Origin of the sequence: Peribacillus sp. NPDC096540 (assembly GCF_050278525.1) — a bacterium.
In the GTDB taxonomy this organism is placed as follows: Bacteria; Bacillota; Bacilli; order Bacillales; family DSM-1321; genus Peribacillus.
This window is the reverse complement of sequence record NZ_JBNNTG010000006.1, coordinates 64,618-78,156: the sequence shown is the minus strand read 5'-3', so window position 1 is coordinate 78,156 and position 13,539 is coordinate 64,618. Positions and strand designations below refer to the sequence as shown.

The window sequence follows — 13,539 nt, the reverse complement described above, 5'->3', positions numbered from 1 at the left end:
TCTTTTTGAGTTGGTCCCGTTTTTCATTCTAATATATCTTCATCAAGCTTTTCCTCTTTCCGGATCCTGATGAACTTTACGATATTCAACACAATCGTTTTTACAACGGAATATGTCGGAACTGCCAAAATCATCCCTATGATACCGGAAATGTTTCCAGCAACGAGTAAAAGGATAATGATGGTAAGCGGGTGGGTGTTCAATTTTTTCCCGATGACTAACGGTGAGATGACATTACCATCCAGTTGCTGAATGATCGTTATAACAAGAATGACCAATAACGCTTGGGTCGGTGAATAAATCAATCCCACAACGACTGCAGGCGCTGCCCCAATAAAAGGGCCTACATATGGAATGATATTGGTAATCGCACCAATCAGCGCAAATAAGAACGCGTAAGGCAAACCAATGATTAAATATCCAATGAACGTTCCAATTCCAACAAACATGCATACAAGCATCTGTCCTTGTATATAAGTAGTAAGCGTGTCTCCCGTTTCCTGAAGTACTGTTAAAGCTGGTTTTCTATAACGAACCGGTACGAATTTCATGATGGCACTTGGAAGCTTATCCCCATCTTTCAGCATATAAAATAGGATGAAAGGAACCGTCACGACTACTAATGTAATATTCGTCACTACACTGAAAACCGAAGACAAACTATTCGTTATATTACTCGGTAAATTCATCAAATATTTTTGAAGCGAATCTCCTACTTCTTTCAAAGGGACATAATCTTGTTCCACCGTCCACAAAAACCATTTTGACTCAGCTGAATCTTCAATGAACTTTCTTACTTGATTGAAATAATCCGGGAGGTTATTGACTAAATCTGTGACCTGTCTGGAAAGTGATGGGCCCACTAGGCCGACCAACAAACTAATCAATCCAAGGAAAAACACGTAAAGCAATAAAATCGCCAATCCCCTCGGCATTCTCCTTTTAACTAAAAAGTCAACAGTTGGGTTGAACAAAAAGAAGAGGAAACCTGAAATCAAGATTGGAAAGAACAAAGTTGAGGTAAAAATCACAATTGGTTCAAAAAGAAAAGAAATCTTTGTACCAACATAAAAAAGTAAAGACAATAATAATAACTCTAACGTCCAAAAATGCAGTTTGGTCTTGAACAAATTATCTCCTCCAATATAACCATTCTATATAACTCCCTATTACTAAGGAAACGACATATATAATGTAAAATTCTATGTATGATAATCTTTCATTGTTAGCAGTTTACCATACTTCTATAACTTGAACGTATAATATATACAAAAATAATCTAAAAAACCTTATGTATAATTCCCGCTCTTTTGAATACTTAAGCATTATTTATTAAAAACTAAAAATCAGTTAATATATTGCAAATAATACATAAAAGTAAATATACAATGAAAACAGATTATTTGAATTCGATCATCAAAGCATTCGCTGCAGGACTAAAGCAGGCATCTCAACATCGATAAAAAAACCACGCTTTCGTGAAGCAAAGAATGACTCTTAGAATCACTATCCAATGACATGCTCTAGTAAATACACATTAAAAGAGACCACTTATTGTGGTCTACCTTTTGTATCCTATGGATACAGATAGGTAAGGGTTTGAAATTATCGCTCCCTGTTCCCCCTGTTCACACCGTAGGTACTTACTTTGAGCCTGTCAACTCCTCATTTGTTAGATATTCCAAGGTTCCTATGTACTAATCGTACTTTTCGGTGTTTGACACTGCATTTACAGTATACGTCTTTCGAGCGTATTAGAAATTTAGACCCGTACATTCGCAAGTTCGTCAGTCCTATTGGAAATTCCCACCTTAGAATTTTGTAGCACCCCGACCTATCATGAACCATATTCTATATAAACAACTTAGGTTCATTTCAGCCGACTTTACCTAGCTTCATACACATTCAGGCTACTACCATTCTGTGCACGTAGGAGTATCAGATAACTCGTTTCAGCTCAACATGAAGGTTTTCATTCCGAGTTTCCATTAATCAGTTGTAATTGCTTTTTAGCAATCCTCCTATTTCGTGCTTATGCACTTATAAGGAAACGTCTCGCACAGTACATTTCTTCACAATCTAGCTTGCAATTATGTTGTCTCATAACAAAAGCCACCAATATGTCGGCAGCCTTGTTTTTAGAAATTCCTGTATTTTTCTTTTCCACCCAGTATGGTGAACCTAATAGAATCAAAGAACAGCTAAACCTTGTGACCCAAAGTAAGGAAAGTTAGTCCAGGCAGCAACCTGTAATCTTACTAGACTACCATCATCTTGGATATTAAATACTGACACTGTACCCTGATTTCCGTTAAGTGTGTAAAAATGTCGTCCATCTTTACTGACTCCAACATCCATCGGAAGACCTGGTGGTGTACCTGGCGGTGTACTGGTAATATGCCCTACCACCGATAATGTTCCATTCTGATCGATTCGATAGGTGGAGATGGTGCCGCTTAAGGTGTTGGTAGTGTATGCAAAACGTTCATCCCTCGTTGTTACAACCCAACAAGCAGTCTGATATCCGTTTCGTACAGAGCCGCTGATCACATGAAGGATACCATCGTTGCTCAATGAATAAGATGACAACGCATTTGAAACCGCTTCTGTAACTAAGAGGATTCCAGAGGATAGAAAATAAGCGCCCAATGGTCCTTGGCCGTAAGAATCATTAACAATCAGTCCTGTAACCGTACCATTGTTATTTACATGGAATACACTGAGGTGGTTTGATGTAAGCTCGGAGACAACGATTTTACTGCCATCTGGAGTAAAGAGAACCTGCGCCGGCTGAGCATTAAAAGTACTAAGAGAATGGGTGGATCCTGGAATAGGAGTAAGGCGTCCGTTATCATCTATGTGAAAACCAGTGATATTTGATGCAAAGTTGTTTTCGGCATGACCTACATTGGAGACATAGAGAAGATTTCCAAACACATCTACGCTATTGGGCTGAGCACCTCCTGATGGCTTCACATCAACAAGAACAGGCATTCCACTATCGGTTATGATGAAACTACTGACACTATGGCTGCCTGCGTTAACTGCAAGTAGGAAACGTCCATCACGGGATAAAGTTAGGGCGCCTTGTGACGCTAAGGGGTCGACGCCATCGTTTGCTGTTGCAGTGGAAACTTCCTTTGTACCAGTACCTCTGCCATTAGTTGGGGAGGAACCCGCAAAGGTGAGCATACCATTCATATCCATGTAAAAGGCAATGATTTGATTCATTACTTCATTATTGGTCATCATGTACACCATACTCGCACGCGCACGAAAATAATTGTTCATTATCTGCATTTTTTGACTCTCCTCCTTCCATAATTTTATATGGTTCTTTTTCCATTTAAATTCCCCAAATGGCAATAAATTAGTTCACAAAGAGAAGTGGACTATCATCCACTTATCCCACTAACCTGCCTCTTTAGTTCCATAATAAAAGGAGCTGCTGATCAGCTGCTGATCAGCTCCTGAAATGAAGTAAAGCACCTGTTAGTTAAACAAGGTTAGAGCATATTCTCGGCAATCTTTTTCAGTGCCTTTGCACGAGAAATGATAAATTCTCTCATATACTTCTCCAAAAACAACTTATCGGCTAAAACCCCAATTGGACCGAACGGTGACTTATATCGAAATTTATCTATCATTATAGTTCCACCTTGTTCTTCTATAAACTGATGTGTGTGAACAAAAGAATGAAAGGCTCCCTTCACCATAATATCTACAAACTTATTTGGTTTTTCCATTAATGTCACTTGGGCTTTCAGCCTTTGTTTAATACCAAAGTGAATGGCTTCCCAAGTAACAGTATCTCCCTCCTCTAATAGCCCTTCTGTCACACCATCAACAGCAATTTCCTTTGTTTTCGATGTCGTCTTGGTATGAATATCCACGTTCCTCGCAAGGTCAAAACATAATTCAACTGGGGCTTTAATAAATTGTTGATACTCAATAACAGGCATTTCTTATTCTCCTTTTATAAGCACTTTCTAACACCATCATTATAGTTCGTTAAAGCCAATATTACCTAGCCATTATTCCACTAAACTGCCCCGATTGTAATTGGCAAAGGCAGTCTAATTATCGAATAGCCCTCTTCCTCTCAGATTTGCGGAAACAGGCTCCTTTCCTATTTCACGTGCCCATATAGATAACTGGCCGATATGGTGGATTTCGTGGACAATGACATGACGAATGATCTCTCCGTGTGTACATTCAATAACTCGGCGCCTGATTGGTGCGTCTCTAGAGCTAATCGGTTCTTCATTGAAATCAGTTTCTGAAAGTTTCCGAGAATCCATTTCATTTGTCCAAGATGTCACAAATGGCTTCACTTTCTCATGGTATTGAGCTGAAAGATTTTTCACTTTTTGTAAGCTAGCATAATCCTCAAACAATGGCTCCTCAGGCACTGGTTCACCACGCAAACCTAAGATCCACATATATTCCACATCTACAATGTGAAATAGGGTATGTAGGATACTGCCGAACCCACCGACCCGTTTCTTTATTAGTTCTTCATCCGATATGTCTTCGCACAATGTAAACCAATCATCACGAACTTGCCAGTTATATTGAAACAGTTTCAACATCACAACAACCTCCATCTGTAGCTTTATAAAAAAGTTTGATAAGAATTGATCTTAAACATTTGTTTTGTAAATGAATTCATTCCATTTTTTTAAAAAAAGATTGATCAGAACCAATGATATAACTTATAACAGCAACTCAATTTTTATAAAAAGGTTTGATCAAAAAAAATTATAAACGTTGTTAAATCAACGTTTCACATCAAATATAGCCCATACTTCAATCAATTTTTTTTCAAAACGATACAACTTTATTAGGGGCACGGAAACGATTCGAGGATTAAGGGGCCACATGTATAAAAATTTCCAATTGTTATAAATTATCGAACCAACCAAATAATCGAATTAACAAAATTAATGCGGATTCTACCATATTTCAACAGGACTTAAAAATGCTATTTGAACCTTGGCTAACTGTTAAACAATATGATGAAAAAGATATTAAAGAAAAAGTGTGATCAACAATAAGATAAGTCTTTTCAAACAAAGCCCTGAATCTTCTACTTAGCGTAGAAAATTCAGGGCTTTTTATTCCAAAAATTATCTTAGCATATTCGCATTTTGTCGGCAGGACCCCATGCCCATCAAGCTAACAACGTAAATTAATAGCACAAAATGATATTGTTCCAAAACTACCCAGTTCTTGAATACCAGGCATGCCAAAGAAGCCTATCAAATATGCGCTTTTTTCTAGGCAGCTTGTCTATCCTTCACCGTCGTTTGATACACAACCCCTAGAATATCAAAGACAGTCATCTTCTTATACCTATGGCATTTTCGACCGTTCTTTTTGAGTAGCTGAAAAAGGCGATGAAGAATTTTCAAAAGCTGTTCTGAACCAATTGCTATTGCTTGAAACAATAACGGAAAGTAATCTTTAATTATATAAATCGCTTTGTATTCACTCAACTCCTGATTTTTCTTTTCAAGCAAAAGCTGTCGCATTTGAAACATGGTAGAAGAACAAAGGAGAATTCCAATAAGTTGGCCGTATAAATGGCACTCTAGGCGTTCTTTTTTGATTGTTTTGCATTCATCGATTTCAAAGAATGACTTCCATGTTTTAAATAAAATCTCAATCTGCCAACGCAGGGAATAGAGGGAATGGACATAATCAGTAGGAACTTCTTCTGGCGATGAATTCGTGATATAGACATTCATCCCCATCAAGTGCTTACTTTTCTCCTTCATGGAAATGCCTTTCTTCTTTTCTCGTATTACTTGGTTTGCGTTTGATCATCGGTTAAACGATGGATAATAACACGTGCTGGAAGCTTCTGATTTTGGCCAATGTATGCTTCGGGGATTTCCATCGTTTCACCTGAAGTTAGACCGGACATTATTTGTGCCATATCAAGCTTGATGTATTCTGTTTGCTTTTTTATCGTGCCATTGTTGAAGAATTCTGGCTCAGGGTTCTTGATATAAATACGTGTATTAAGCTTTAATCTCGAGATATAGTAAGCATCTTTATCATGAATGGCTTGTAAGTCTCCTAAATCAAAGTAACCAAGATCACGTAAGCATAAATCGCCTTTCTCAACAGTTTCAAGGCAAATTGTACCGTATGTTTTATCATTGTTTTTTCCAGGTCCTAGTTGTACGTTTAAAAATTGGCCACTTAATAAATCGTATTCCAATTGGATTTTCACCCCTGCAGTATTACTACTCCCTCCAGAGCCTTGATAATTTATAGCAAAGGAATCAGGTAGCTGAAATACAGTCGCATCTAAAATCCGAATACGTTTGAAAGTAGAAATTATGTCTGAAGAAAGTGATTGATTTAAACAGAGTTTTTGTGTTAACAGCGAAGTAAAGACTTCTCGGAGGAATGTGACAGCTGCTGGATTAAAGCGTTGATTCAGCCCTTCTGGGCTCATTAGTACACCCGTCGAAGCCTCTAAACGACTACATAATTGTGTAAGTGATGTACTAGCGACTTCTTGGCTGAGCCAAACGCAAAGGGCGATGAGTTCAGCTGCTTGATACTTACTAGATCGCTGTACAAAGCCCATCTGTTTGGCAGTTTCTTGTAGGACTAATGGAGATAGAAAGCGTTGTAATTCTTTCGCAAAAAGTGTCAGTTCACTAGAGGTGATAGGATTCATAAAAAAAACCATCCTTTCTCGTAAACTTCTTACGATAAGCATAGCGTTTTTTCGTTATTGGAGGTATTGTTTTTACTTAGCTTGATGGGCATGTGGTCTCGCCAACAAAACGTTATCAAGACCTAATTTTATAAACTGTAAATAAGGGGTTCTTAATTAAATTCATCAAAAAAATTGATTAATAAGGTTAGATGATATGAATAAACAATTTGAGCACAAAGAAGAATGGATAAAGTCTTGCCGTGGTCAACGGATTTGCCATCTAGATGCAGAATGCCGAAAAAAATGAGGTAAACAAAAAGCAACTCCAAAATCAACTGCCCCTTTTTTATGGTTTTCGTTTCTATTTACTTATATTTTCATTGTTACTGAATCCTACTTCATTAGAAGTTTGTTTATATCCAAGGTTGCCTCGTGTGAAAATAAGAACAAGCAAAGCAACAAAGACTAATCCTATTCCGATAGATAAATCCGAATTTTTCAAAAAAGGGTTGGTCAAATAAGGCTGTATCAAGCTAAAGGTATTTAAACTCGTATGAACCAGCATGACAATAAATAAGTTACCGCGATGGCAGTTATAGACCCAAGTGAGAATGATTGAAATCGGTAAACACAGCAAAATAAAAATCGGCAAATTAATATATAGGAGAGAAAGGTCAGAACCTGGTCCGCCCCTTTGTGCAACCGTTAAGAAATGAGGAAGATGCCAAAAAGCCCACAAAACGCCAAGCAGTAATGTTGCCTTTAATGGTCCAAACTTCGATTGTAATCGAGGCAGAGCGAAACCCCTCCATCCGATTTCCTCAGGTAATGGTCCACCGCCAAAGAAAACAGCTACAAAATAGATGGGATAAATCACAAAAAATTTAGAAGTAAGACCATTGAAAGTAGGCATCCCTCCATTTAACATCACCATCCCCAGAAACATCACAGCAGGGATACCGATAAGAGTAAACAAGTACCACTTTAAACCGACTTTTGTCGATCTGATGCTTTTTCTAATTTTTTGCCATGACTCATTGCCTTCAAGAGTTCGAAACATGATATATGCTGCTAACATAGGGCCTACAAACGCATTGGCAACAAAGAAAATATCAAACGATTTTGTTTTAGGAAAAATACCCCATTGGGATAAGATATATGGAATTAATACAACCCACGAGAATAAATATGCCATTACAAAAAATGAGGTTAACGGATGGGATTCCAAAAACCCTCTCAGACCTGTTGATGAGTTTTTTGATTTTGTTAAATACTTCAACATAATCACTCCTTCAATTATAAAATACTGCGATAGGTGCTAATTCTATATGTTTTCATAAAGAACCTTTTTGATGTGATAAAGTTAAGATTTTTGTAAGAAGGACGCGATACGTTATCAAAGAAATGTGAAATTTCTATAACAGTTTCCTTCATGCCTTTGTCTACCTTGAGTGCATCTGGGGGTAGCACCACATCGCTATCAAGTTAAGAAACACATTCTTCCCCAAAACGATAATAATGAACTTCCGTGCTATAAAAAACACAAAAATTTCGTTTAGGGGGTACTTTAAAATCTTAGCTTGATGGGCATGCGGCAGGACCCCTATTAATAGTATCCAGTAATACCATAAGCTTCAAAAGGATTCGAGCTTGTTGATCGATATCCTTCTGCTTTCGCATAATTTCCAACTGGATCATCAACCATGGGGGTATAACATGATTTTTGTCCGGAAAGTACTTTTCCATTTCCTCCAGAACTATTACAATCATATGATCGGAGCTTTATCGAATGATCGGAATTAAACTGGTGAATAAAGGCATTCCCTGTATAACCGGATGGCAAGGCAGAATTAAATGTAGTTTTCGCCCAAGCAGACTTACAGGATGGACTATATTTCACCTGAATTGTTCCAACAATGGTTCCATTATCCTTCTTCACACTCGTAGAAACTGCCGTGTAGGCATCATTTTGACAACCAGTAGAAACTGGACTCTTCCCGTTATAACTTGCAGCCTCTACATTGGGAATAGAAAATGACATTGTGGTTAACGCCAAAAATGAAAGAAATACCAACAATTTTTGTTTCATTATAATCCTCTCCTTAATATTATTTTTTTAATACTCTGAAAATTATAACGTTATGCGTATTTATATTCTATTTAACTAAACTACTATCTTATTCAACAATCTGGCCCGATTGTTGAATAAAGATCAAACAGCACTCTTCAGCTATCCTGCCCCGATAGTTCAACAAAAAAATCAACAAAATCCTTAATTGAGCCTAAATAAAAAAACCCCGCTATAATAGCGGGGCAGAATATCTTATTTTTGGTCTTGAAGAGTAGCTTCAAGCATTGTACCGTTTTTAGCAAGGTTTGTATGCCAAGAGAAAGCTTTTTCAAGAATATGTGGAGTTTGATGTCCACCAGTTTGAGCAACAGCTTCAGTAAAGTATGCACGAAGTTGCGGACGGTAATCCGGGTGTGCACAGTTTTCGATGATTAATTCTACGCGTTCTTTTGGTGCTAGACCACGTAAATCAGCGATACCTTGTTCTGTAACTAGTACATCCACATCGTGCTCAGTGTGGTCCACATGAGAAACGAAAGGAACGATACTAGAAATTTTGCCGCCTTTAGCATATGATTTTGTTACAAAAATACCTAGGCGTGCGTTACGAGCAAAGTCTCCTGATCCACCGATACCATTCATCATTCTTGTACCAGAAACATGTGTAGAATTTACGTTTCCGTAAATATCGCACTCTAACGCAGTATTGATTGAAATCAAACCAAGACGACGGATGATTTCAGGATGGTTAGATATTTCTTGTGGACGAAGAACAAGTTTTTCACGGTATTTATCAAGCTCACCGTAGACTTGTTTTCCTTTTTCTTCAGCTAAAGTAATCGAGCAACCTGAAGCAAATTTAACTTTTCCAGCATCGATTAAATCGAATACTGCATCTTGTAGTACTTCAGAATACACTTCTAAATCTTTAAATTCAGAATCAAGGAAACCAGCGAATACTGCGTTGGCTACTGAACCTACACCAGATTGAAGCGGAGCAAGGTTTTCAGTTAAACGGCCAGCCTTGATTTCTTCACGAAGGAAGTTAATAAGGTGATTGGCAATTGTTGCTGTTTCTTCGTCTGGTGGCACGATTGTAGAAGGTGCATCAAGATCTGTAGAAACGACAATCCCTCTAACTTTTTCAGGGTCAACCGGAATACCAATTGATCCAAGACGATCGCTTGCGCTCGTCATTGGAATTGGTTGGCGCTCACCTTGTTTAGCTGGTGTATAAATATCATGCATGCCTTCTAATCCTTCTGGATGGGACACGTTTAATTCAATAATTACATTTTTAGCTTCTTGAACATAGATGGCTGAGTTACCTACAGAAGTAGTAGGGATGATTAATCCTTCTTCTGTAATTGCCAATGCTTCAATAATAGCAAAATCAATTGGTCCGACAATACCTTGACGAACTTGTTCAGCTGTATGAGATAAATGCTGATCCACATAAGTGACTTCATCAGCATTGATTTTATTACGAATACCTTTATCTGCTTGGAACGGTAAGCGTTTGTTTATGATACCAGCTTCCGCCATATGTTGGTCGACTTCCGGCCCTAAAGAAGCACCAGTATAAACGTCAACTTTGAATTTTTCAGTTTTAGCTCTTTCAACTAGAGCCATCGGGATAACTTTAGCGTCACCAGCACGAGTGAATCCACTCATACCAAGTTTCATCCCATCTTTAATCCATGAAGCTGCTTCTTCCGCTGTAACAACTTTCCCCTTAAATTGTTCGTTGCGAATTTTTTTGAAAACGCTTTCGTTCATACAAAAGACCCCCATTTTCGCTTTTCTTACACTTAATTTTATCAAGCCCGTGTAATTGTAACATTCGTTTTCGAATGAAAAGCCTTAAATAGAGCATAAACCAGCATTTTTATCACATAAAGTAGAAACGTTAAAACCCTAGAGCTCTTCTGAATTGACTTGCATATGTTTGACTAACTTGGATTTTAGACTGATCCTTCATTACAAGTAAAAATGTAGAGTGAAAATCAGGAAGAATCTCCTGAATATAATTAATATTGACGATGTACGAACGATGAACCCGAATAAACAAATCATTCGGTAAAATAAACTCCAATTCACTTAAGTTCATTTTATGAAATCCATTTACGCGTTCGGACTGAATTTTAGTTTTCCTATTTTGCGCTTCTAAATACATAATTTCGTCATATGGAAGTGGAATCCAGTGGTCATCCGTTTTGATTGTTAAAAATGAAGTCGGTAATATTAACTGCTTTGACGGCATAATAGCAGTTACTGCCCCTAACGGATTACCCTCGTCCATTATTGGTACGCTCAAACCATAATAAGGTACGCCAAATACATTACTTTCAACTTGTACACCAATTTTTTTTCGGACACTCAAGGCTTTATACGTAGCCGTCTTTTCACTTATTAAATCTCCTGGTTTAATTCTTAAGTCAACCTGCTTGCTCGGTTGGTAATAAATGTATTTTTCTGAGTCAGCCACAGATATTGAAGCATCCTGCGGAACAAATTCCCTGATGATATTTAAAACGGACTCGACCGTAAATTGATCCATTTCCCCTCACCTCATAAAAGAACATATTTATAAATTTCCCTCACTATAAACAGTGCATTCGCGAACCTACTTCGTTATTTTTGGAAGACTTACAATTTTTTTGAAGTTATTTTTCGCAAAATAAAGAAAAATTGAATTAACTAAGCTAAAAGTGTCAAAAAAACCAAATAAAATGGATTTAAATTTTTGTCCATATTCATTATAGTAGGAATACTCATCGATTTCTATGGGAGATAAAAAAAAAGTTTCCTTATATAATAAAATTCATTTCAAAGCTATTAACTTTTAAATTCCATTGCCAAAGATATGCAGTAAAAGCATAAAAAAAACCGTTCTCCTTTATTTAGAAGAAACGGCTGTAAAATGTTATTTTTTATAACTCTGATTTTGAAACGAGGATTTTATTCGAAGTGATAAAATTTCTTCTAAATTTTTTAATGGTAATTCTAATAAAAAGGGTCGGTCAGCAGGTTGATATACATTCTCTGATATGAGTGTATCAACAATCTTTTGTTTTTTTGCATTAACAATTCGGACCAGTCTCCCCATATTTTGCTCCTTTCTCTAAATTGCTGAAATCAGCACATTATATCGGATTAATTAATCTCCTCTAGTTCTCGTTCTTTAAAGCATAATGTCCTTCTTTTCCTGTTCGGATATTCACGACATTCGCTAATTCATAAATGAAGATTTTGCCGTCACCGGGTTTCCCAGTGCTCAAAAGTTTCCTTGCTACTTCCACAACATCCTGAACTGGAACTTCACAAACAACAATCTCGATTTTCATCCGGTCATGTAACGACATTTCCCGATTTCGACCGCGATACGTTTCCACATAACTTTTCTGAAGCCCAGTTCCTTTTACTTCCGATACTGTTATTCCACTTACTCCTATTTTTGCAAGTTCTGCTTTGAATTGCTCAAACTTAATAGGACGTGTAATGATTTCAATTTTCGTTAAAACCTCAGACATATGATCAACCTCCATTTAAATTGATTCGTGATAGGCTTTTTCGCCGTGAAGTGTAAGATCAAGCCCCATTGACTCATCTTCTTCACTGACACGTAATGGAACGAAAAGATTTATTACTTTTGCAATGATATAAGTGATCACAGCCACGAATATATACGTTGCAACGATCGCTAAAATCTGCTTCCAAAGCAAGTTGAAATCTCCGTAGAATAAACCATTAGCTCCACCTTCGTTTACGGAAGTAGTAGCAAATAATCCTGTCGCGATTCCACCCCATGTTCCACCGATGCCATGCAATCCGAAAGCATCTAGGGCATCATCGTATCCTAGTTTATTTTTCAGGAAGAATACACCCCAGAAGCATACTGCTCCACCGACGACACCGATAATGATTGAAGATGCCGGTGTTACGAATCCACACGCTGGTGTAATGGCAACTAACCCAGAAATCGCTCCAGATACTGCACCTAGCAATGTTGCTTTTTTATTCGCCATATACTCAACAATTAACCAACCAATGATACCTGCAGCTGCTGCAACAGCTGTATTCACGAATACATTCATTGCTACCGCATTAATTGTTAGTGCGCTTCCGACATTGAAGCCATACCATCCGAACCATATTAATGATCCGCCGAGGAATGTTAATGGAAGATTATGTGGTGCACTGTTACCTGATTCTTTCCTTTTACCTAACATGATCGCTAAAACCAGACCTGCAACCCCGGAAGAAATATGAACAACGTTACCACCAGCAAAATCAAGAGTACCGAGTTCAGCTAACCAGCCGCCTCCCCATACCCAGTGAGCAACAGGAGCGTATACGAATAGAGACCAAAGAATTGTAAAAATTAAGAATGCTGAATACTTCATTCGCTCTGCAATACCACCTGCAATGATTGAAACGGTTAATACAGCAAAAGTCATTTGGAATAACATGAATAAACTATGAGGAATTGTTTCGCTGTATGGACCTGGTTCGAAGCCTACGCCTTTTAAACCAACCCAATCCATACCGCCAAGGAGTGTATTTCCTGAAGAAAATGATAATGAATAACCAACTAGTACCCAAAGAATAGAAATAACAGCCAATGGCATGTAACTATGCATTGCCGTATTCAGGACGTTTTTACTTTTTACCATCCCACCATAAAATAAGGCAATCCCTGGTGTCATTAGCCAAACCATCATTGTTGCCAAAAACATAAATACCGAATCTGCCATTTGCATTTTGTTTCCCCCTTATTCTATATGTT

General features: G+C 37.6%; 10 protein-coding genes and 1 pseudogene. All 11 read right to left on the bottom strand.

Features of this window, described 5'->3' with window-relative positions; genetic code table 11:
• Nucleotides 1-23: 23 nt before the first annotated feature.
• The 11 genes and pseudogenes from ACQKMR_RS08265 to ACQKMR_RS08215 all read right to left on the bottom strand — a co-directional run bounded on the left by ACQKMR_RS08265 (nt 24) and on the right by ACQKMR_RS08215 (nt 13,513).
• Entirely contained in the window at nt 24-1,130 is a 1,107-nt protein-coding gene (locus ACQKMR_RS08265; protein WP_427696865.1) for an AI-2E family transporter, read from the bottom strand.
• A 1,060-nt stretch (nt 1,131-2,190) separates the two neighbouring features.
• Complete coding sequence (locus ACQKMR_RS08260) at nt 2,191-3,300, bottom strand: lactonase family protein (protein ID WP_427696864.1); 1,110 nt, start codon at nt 3,298-3,300, stop codon at nt 2,191-2,193.
• Nucleotides 3,301-3,506: 206 nt separating this feature from the next.
• Nucleotides 3,507-3,962: an SRPBCC family protein gene (locus ACQKMR_RS08255; RefSeq protein WP_427696863.1), complete on the bottom strand. Its 456-nt coding sequence runs from the start codon at nt 3,960-3,962 to the stop codon at nt 3,507-3,509.
• Between the two features lie 114 nt (nt 3,963-4,076).
• Nucleotides 4,077-4,592 carry a DinB family protein gene (locus ACQKMR_RS08250; protein ID WP_427696862.1) on the bottom strand — a complete coding sequence of 172 codons (516 nt, stop codon included), beginning with the start codon at nt 4,590-4,592 and terminating at the stop codon, nt 4,077-4,079.
• A 687-nt stretch (nt 4,593-5,279) separates the two neighbouring features.
• Nucleotides 5,280-6,697: pseudogene (locus tag ACQKMR_RS08245) on the bottom strand (IS4 family transposase).
• A gap of 343 nt (nt 6,698-7,040) precedes the next feature.
• Complete coding sequence (locus ACQKMR_RS08240) at nt 7,041-7,961, bottom strand: CPBP family intramembrane glutamic endopeptidase (RefSeq protein WP_427696861.1); 921 nt, start codon at nt 7,959-7,961, stop codon at nt 7,041-7,043.
• 324 nt (nt 7,962-8,285) lie between these two features.
• Nucleotides 8,286-8,768, bottom strand: a complete 483-nt coding sequence (locus ACQKMR_RS08235) for a DUF2690 domain-containing protein (RefSeq protein ID WP_056529740.1) — start codon at nt 8,766-8,768, stop codon at nt 8,286-8,288.
• Nucleotides 8,769-9,002: 234 nt separating this feature from the next.
• On the bottom strand, nt 9,003-10,529 hold the full coding sequence (locus tag ACQKMR_RS08230; protein WP_427696860.1) for an acetyl-CoA hydrolase/transferase family protein: 1,527 nt from the start codon (nt 10,527-10,529) through the stop codon (nt 9,003-9,005).
• A gap of 130 nt (nt 10,530-10,659) precedes the next feature.
• Nucleotides 10,660-11,310, bottom strand: a complete 651-nt coding sequence (locus ACQKMR_RS08225) for a LytTR family DNA-binding domain-containing protein (protein ID WP_427696859.1) — start codon at nt 11,308-11,310, stop codon at nt 10,660-10,662.
• A gap of 610 nt (nt 11,311-11,920) precedes the next feature.
• Nucleotides 11,921-12,283, bottom strand: coding sequence for a P-II family nitrogen regulator (locus ACQKMR_RS08220; protein ID WP_427696858.1), 363 nt, complete (start codon nt 12,281-12,283; stop codon nt 11,921-11,923).
• Nucleotides 12,284-12,298: 15 nt separating this feature from the next.
• A complete protein-coding gene (locus tag ACQKMR_RS08215; protein WP_427696857.1) occupies nt 12,299-13,513 on the bottom strand; it encodes an ammonium transporter in 1,215 nt (404 codons plus the stop codon).
• Nucleotides 13,514-13,539 lie beyond the last annotated feature (26 nt).